8 protein-coding genes are annotated in these 5,606 nt (G+C 54.3%); 3 read left to right on the top strand and 5 right to left on the bottom strand.

Annotation, left to right across the window (positions count from 1 at the left end; translation table 11 throughout):
* The first annotated feature begins 336 nt into the window (after positions 1–336).
* Positions 337–909, top strand: coding sequence for a hypothetical protein (locus ACERI1_RS18675; RefSeq protein ID WP_373619982.1), 573 nt, complete (start codon positions 337–339; stop codon positions 907–909).
* A 105-nt stretch (positions 910–1,014) separates the two neighbouring features.
* Here ACERI1_RS18675 and ACERI1_RS18670 read toward each other — a convergent pair whose 3' ends face one another.
* From ACERI1_RS18670 to ACERI1_RS18650, 5 genes are all read right to left on the bottom strand, one after another.
* Positions 1,015–1,191 carry a hypothetical protein gene (locus ACERI1_RS18670; RefSeq protein WP_373619981.1) on the bottom strand — a complete coding sequence of 59 codons (177 nt, stop codon included), beginning with the start codon at positions 1,189–1,191 and terminating at the stop codon, positions 1,015–1,017.
* A gap of 81 nt (positions 1,192–1,272) precedes the next feature.
* Entirely contained in the window at positions 1,273–1,470 is a 198-nt protein-coding gene (locus ACERI1_RS18665; protein WP_373619983.1) for a winged helix-turn-helix domain-containing protein, read from the bottom strand.
* Positions 1,471–1,758: 288 nt separating this feature from the next.
* Positions 1,759–2,610 (bottom strand): alpha/beta fold hydrolase, encoded by an 852-nt coding sequence (locus ACERI1_RS18660; protein ID WP_373619980.1) that lies wholly within the window; start codon positions 2,608–2,610, stop codon positions 1,759–1,761.
* A 137-nt stretch (positions 2,611–2,747) separates the two neighbouring features.
* Entirely contained in the window at positions 2,748–3,212 is a 465-nt protein-coding gene (locus ACERI1_RS18655) for an Rrf2 family transcriptional regulator (protein WP_373619979.1), read from the bottom strand.
* Positions 3,213–3,329: 117 nt separating this feature from the next.
* Complete coding sequence (locus tag ACERI1_RS18650; RefSeq protein WP_373619978.1) at positions 3,330–4,052, bottom strand: NAD(P)H-hydrate epimerase; 723 nt, start codon at positions 4,050–4,052, stop codon at positions 3,330–3,332.
* Positions 4,053–4,206: 154 nt separating this feature from the next.
* Here ACERI1_RS18650 and ACERI1_RS18645 point away from each other — a divergent pair, with 154 nt between their 5' ends.
* Together ACERI1_RS18645 and ACERI1_RS18640 are read left to right on the top strand one after the other, a co-directional pair.
* A complete protein-coding gene (locus tag ACERI1_RS18645) occupies positions 4,207–4,716 on the top strand; it encodes a hypothetical protein (RefSeq protein WP_373619977.1) in 510 nt (169 codons plus the stop codon).
* A gap of 150 nt (positions 4,717–4,866) precedes the next feature.
* Complete coding sequence (locus tag ACERI1_RS18640) at positions 4,867–5,241, top strand: helix-turn-helix domain-containing protein (RefSeq protein ID WP_008014824.1); 375 nt, start codon at positions 4,867–4,869, stop codon at positions 5,239–5,241.
* The last annotated feature ends 365 nt before the right edge of the window (positions 5,242–5,606 follow it).

Raw genomic sequence — 5,606 nt, 5'->3', positions numbered from 1 at the left:
GTATGGTAGGTCAAAACGCAGTCCACTAGAGATAGCCGACAGATTCATCGAAGCCTCGGCGGTCATTCGCTACTGATACACAAGCGAATAACATTCATACGGATGTAAAGCAGTGCTGCCCATCCACTGTTGGCTCAGTCAGGATATCACGATCAAGAATCACCCGAGTGAATTACTCCGCCCCACTCGCTCCTCGAGGACAGGGCTTGGAACCCTCACAACCACTGCTAAAAGATCCGACGTGATGCGTACAGCCCTTCGAACGTAGTCAGAGAACCACGCGATATATTATCAGCGTACTATACGTATTTCCAAATGACTTGATATTTTATTAGAATGAACTGTCGGAACTATTCTCCTTTTGATCGTTCATCGGCGATGCACGACCGGGAATCAATTTTAATGGACCGAACTGGAGCCGTAATGAGGATAGAATATATGGTGAAACGGAATCTCTCCAAGATTTCCCGTGGTGTCTCGAGACGCTCCGTTCTGACGACTGCGACTGCCATCAGCATCGGAACCGTCGCAGGCTGTCTAGGCGGTACAAACGAAAACGAGGAAGAGGATGTTAGGAATGATATCAGTGAGGAGGACAGAGAACTCGCTGCAGAGATGGCTGAAGCCATCGATGATGAACTCTCAGTCACGGGGTGGGAGCTACCCGGAATGTTCATCCCAGAGTATATAGACAGCCGCGGAGTGGAAGCTGACGCCGCGATCCTCGGAAATGCATATGCCGATATCGTCAATCAAGGATTCGATCGCCGAGCGATGCCGACCGCTCTAAACGAGGATGGAGATATTTATTTCATGGTCTTTCTCGAACCCGAGTGGGCCAACGCGTATCTCGACGGCGACTGGTCGGAGGACACATACTACAAGGAGATCGAAGGCTCTGCACACTGATCGCGGATATGATCTCTTGAGACCGCCAGCCGTGGTAATGGCAGCCATCAGAATCCCAACTGAACTGCCAGTCGATTCTCCACTTGTTGTCCGGAATCCAGTTGATCACGCCATTGTGAGTGCGTCGATCCAGTCGTCTGACTGAATCCAGGCGTCTTCGTTCTGCTCGTCGTAAACGATCAACTGGTTGGTTTCCGTCTGGACAGCCGAGTAGTGCTCAAGCGGGGCGGCGTCAACGCCGATCGTTGGCTGCTGGTCGGGATGTGTTGTATCTGTGTACATGTCTCTCCTCGATTGCTTACCTTACACTACTAGGTAACACTTGGTAACGTATAAGCACTCGCGGACCTCCTCGTTAGGAGGTTACCTTGAAGAAAGGCAGTCGTCTATGGACGTCGGCTCGTTTGTCAGCATCGAGTCGGAAATCGAGTAGAGCGATTGTCTCGCATCACGAAAATACATCCGTTCACGAAGGACGCCGGCATCCCGAAGCGCATCGAGTGCGTACCGGACGGTCCGCTTGCTCAGGTGAGTTTCGGTTGCAATTTGGCTCTGTGTCATCTCACCATTGACGTCGAGAACTTTCAATACGAGTTTGCCACTCGGTGGAAGGTCATAGAGTTGATCCGGAATGTGTGTCATGATCTACGTTGTTCGTGTCGTCACATATGCTTTCAGCGCCGATGCAACGACTATACACGACCGTGACGATCACACCCGAGCAGAGACGTGTTCGTTGAGTAGGGACTTGAAGAGCCACTGCGTGATTACTTTCGACATGGTGGAATCTCCGCCTGGCACTCGCCGATATCTCGATTGGATAGGTTCCGGCGTTCAGCTCCCAGAAATTCAATCGAGGAAGCTTGAGAGGTGATCGGCATACTGCGACGGACGATCAGCCGGAACCCAGTGGTTCGCGTCCAGTCGGGCGATGCCAGCAGTGTTCTCGAGATCGTCGTTCAGTCTCTCTGCGAACTGGATTGGCTGGAACTCGTCGTTCTCGCCCCAAATAAAGTACGTCTCCGCTGTGATGGCTTCGTAGTCAATTTCAGTCGTGTGACTTGTATTTGTCGCGATCACGTTCCGGCTGAGCGAAATCCGACCCTTATCACTCCTGAATCGAGATACCATTCCCTCCACGAATTCGTCGTCTGGATCGATGAGTGTCGATTGGAACATGCCGGTGAGCTGTTCATCCACGTCGTCAACACTCATATCGTTAATTGTCCCGGGAAGCCCGAGATCGACAATGAACTGTATTGGCCACGAGTCGTACGCAATCGAGTTCGAAAGCACGAGTTTTCCGACCGCATCCGGGTTGTGTGCCGCGTAGCGGAGCGCGACACCACCACCGATGTCGTGAGCGACAAGATCGATTTGGTCGACCTCGAGTTGCGCTAGTAGCCCGTCGAGTACCTGCTCTTGGGCGCGGATGGACCGATCGAAGCCATCGTGCATTGCGGAGTTCCCGTAGCCGACGAAGTCCGGAGCGATCACCCGTCGATCGTCTTCGAAGGCCGGTGCGACACCACGCCACAGATACGACCATGTCGGAATCCCATGGAGGAACACGAGCGGGTTTTCGGATGCATTGGTATTGCCCTCGTCGTAATACGACACGGTCAGTTCGTGTGTGTCGACCGAGATCGTTGTCTCTTCTTGTGTATCCGACCATTCTTGATAGATCAGTTCGTTCGTCATCGAATGATCAATCACCGCTCCGCTATTTGTAACCTTGTATGTTACAATATGCTGTTATCGAATCACACCCGTATCGAAGGTGCCACTGCTCTTCTCACAACTCATCGAAAAGAACAGCCGCCGTCGAGAGTGCGTGTTCAGTCGCCGAGATCGGCGCTTTCGACGCTTTCGATCGGCGTTGATGCCTGCTCGAGAATCTGCTGGCTGAGATCGGCGATGGTTATCGTTTTGAGCTCGTCTTTCAGGGCGGCCTCCGCCGGTTGCAGCGTCTCGGTGAGGACTGCCTGGATGTTCTCACCAACGGGACACGCTTCGTTCGGATCGTTCGGATGGAACGTAAAAATCGACTCCACTTCAAGCGCTTCGTAGACGTCGTAGAGTGTCACGTCGTCTGGGCTCCGGGCCAGTGCGAACCCCCCGTTCGGTCCACGTTTGGACGTAACGAGGTCTGCATTCCGAAGAGACCCGAGTAGGCGACGGACGACGACTGGGTTGGTATTGAGACTCCAAGCAAGTTTTTCCGAAGAAAGGCGTTCATCACGAACAACAGCGAGCACTGTCAGCACATGCGTCGCGACGACGAGCCGACTACTCCCATTCATATCTGAAACGAGACGATCTAGCGTTGTAACGTCTTCCGATCACCATGGGCGCGGTAGCTCGCGGGGTTCGCCTCTGATACAGAGTCTAGATCCTCGAAACGAGATCGCATGCAACAGTCACGATCTCGTTGCGTCGATTCTGATGGCAAAGTTGTGATCGAACGGGTGCGTATACGGAATCTCAAGCGACTCGTAGACGGCGGGGGGGACGCTAATATCCCCAAGAATTAATTCACCTGCTGCTTCGAGTAGTCCAGTTTTCGGAAGGGCAAGTGTGAACGTCCGTACTGGATGGATTGCGTCACCGGACACGTCACCCGTTGTCGCATCGATACCGGACGGAACGTCCAGAGACAGAATTTTGGTCTCCGTGTTTTCGGCCCACCGCACGAGTTCTCGAGGCGGGCCACGCAACGGTCCTTGTAGACCGTATCCAACGAGCGCATCAACCACAAGTGCCGGTGTCTCGACGGTCGATACGTCGGTTTGGATCGAAACTCCCATGCAGTCAAGCAGCTCGTACTGGCTCGCAACGACGCCTGTGAGTTCTGTCGGCTGTCGATCGAGGACGACGGTAACCGGAATCTCGCGGTTGGCGAGGTGACGAGCGCACGCGAGTCCACCGCCTCCGTTTCCACTGCCACCGGCGAGGACGACGACCGGTCCGTCTCGGACGAGATCCAGTGCCTCGCAGGCGAGTCCACGACCGGCTTGCTCCATCATCTGAAGCAGAGACAACCCGTACTCTTCGACGGCGGTTCGATCGACGTCGCGCATTTCCTCGGCAGTGATTGCAGTCACATTGTGGCCGGTCGCTGTTCGAAACGCGTCGGGATCCATATACACCGTACGGTGACACGAGTAAACAGCCTTCGGACAGGACTCTCTCCTTCGATACGAATCGACGTTACTGCTGGGTAATGGCATTACCTCTAGCTTAGCTTACAATTATGTGGGGCGGTCGCGAACGAAGTTACTGAAGGTAACTACAAACATGGCCACTGAAGCACAAACGACAACCTCGATTAGTACTGTCACGCCCGTCGATTGGGCAGCAGGAGCGATTGGCGGCTTCGTCGGCAGCGTCCTCTTCGGCCTTATCATGCAGTACGTCATCCCGGCGCCGATGCTCGAGATGGCGATCCCCGCAATGTACGGCATTGAGGGGCCAGCCTTGCTCGCGGGATGGGCGATCCACCAGTTTCACGGCGTCGTCCTCGGCCTAGCCTACGTCGCACTCGTTCAGTTCGGGCCGCTTGCCGATCCCGCGAAGCGCATCGGCCCTGCAATCGGACTCGGAATCGGTTACGGAGTGCTGACAACTGCCGCTCTCGCGGTCCTCGTAATGCCTATCTGGCTTTCGACGCTTGGCTTCCCCGGTGCACCGCCGTTCCCGAACGTCGCAGTTCCCGGCACGATCGTGAGCCTCGTCGGCCACGTCGTCTACGCCGTTCCCGTTGCGCTGGCGTATGCGCTCGTTGCTCGAGACTATACTACCGGCTAGGGCGAGTAGCGTATGAGTGTGTTTGTATCGTATCACACTCACTCAGGGAACGTACCGTGAGCAGGATGTATCGACCGACAAAAGATAGTACTGACTAGTAACTTGGTTACAACACGTAACTATATACTGTTCCAGCACTATTGTTCAGATATGAGCGAGTCGACTGAGCAACTGGAAGTGTGGTGTGCAGGCGAAGACTGGTGTCCCGTTACCTCCACAGCGACGTTAATCGGCAAGAAGTGGCACACCGTCATTCTCCATCGGTTGCTTGCCAACGGACCACTTGGTTTCAACGCACTGAAAGAAGAAGTCGGCGGGATCTCGAGCAAAGTGCTCTCAGACTCACTTGAGGACCTCGAAGCAAAACAGCTGATCGAGCGGTCGATCATCAGCGAAAAACCGGTCCGAGTCGAGTATTCGTTGACCGAACACGGGAAATCGCTGGAGCCAGTGATTCAGGAGATGGCCAAATGGGGGCAAGAGCACCTGACGGCTGCAAGAGATAAGGAAAGTTCGATTGCCTGATATTTCTTACGACGTGACTAACGTGGAATCCCGACCGCCGTTGGGATATTGGGGGTCTACAGTCCATGATCTCGTAATTGAGAGCGATATTGTGACAGACTTGCACTCTCGACGAGCCTATAAGAAACGTTATCGCTAGTGTAAATGGGAGTGAACTCCCATGATGGGCGCTTCTCACGACTTATCACGATTCGAGGGAACGAGAGAACCTCGTTCCGTGAGCAACAGTCATTCCCGGACGGCTTCTGGAATGCGACGAGTTGCTGTCTCAAGCCCACAGGGAATGGAAACCAACGCGGTCCTGAACACCGGTCAGAAACTGGACTACGGGCCAGATTGGAGCCGTGGCGAGAGTTACGTGAGGG

It is taken from the genome of Natrinema sp. HArc-T2, assembly GCF_041821085.1.
Classification (GTDB): domain Archaea; phylum Halobacteriota; class Halobacteria; order Halobacteriales; family Natrialbaceae; genus Natrinema.
The sequence above is the reverse complement of the archived record's forward strand: the minus strand, read 5'-3'. Positions and strand labels throughout refer to the sequence as shown.

Coding starts and splice junctions, on each gene's coding strand:
- ACERI1_RS18665 (WP_373619983.1), bottom strand. CDS start 1,470: ATGACACAGAGCCAAATTGCAACCGAAACTCACCTGAGCAAGCGGACC.
- ACERI1_RS18660 (WP_373619980.1), bottom strand. CDS start 2,610: ATGACGAACGAACTGATCTATCAAGAATGGTCGGATACACAAGAAGAG.
- ACERI1_RS18645 (WP_373619977.1), top strand. CDS start 4,207: ATGGCCACTGAAGCACAAACGACAACCTCGATTAGTACTGTCACGCCC.
- ACERI1_RS18640 (WP_008014824.1), top strand. CDS start 4,867: ATGAGCGAGTCGACTGAGCAACTGGAAGTGTGGTGTGCAGGCGAAGAC.
- ACERI1_RS18670 (WP_373619981.1), bottom strand. CDS start 1,191: ATGTACACAGATACAACACATCCCGACCAGCAGCCAACGATCGGCGTT.
- ACERI1_RS18675 (WP_373619982.1), top strand. CDS start 337: ATGAACTGTCGGAACTATTCTCCTTTTGATCGTTCATCGGCGATGCAC.
- ACERI1_RS18650 (WP_373619978.1), bottom strand. CDS start 4,052: ATGGATCCCGACGCGTTTCGAACAGCGACCGGCCACAATGTGACTGCA.
- ACERI1_RS18655 (WP_373619979.1), bottom strand. CDS start 3,212: ATGAATGGGAGTAGTCGGCTCGTCGTCGCGACGCATGTGCTGACAGTG.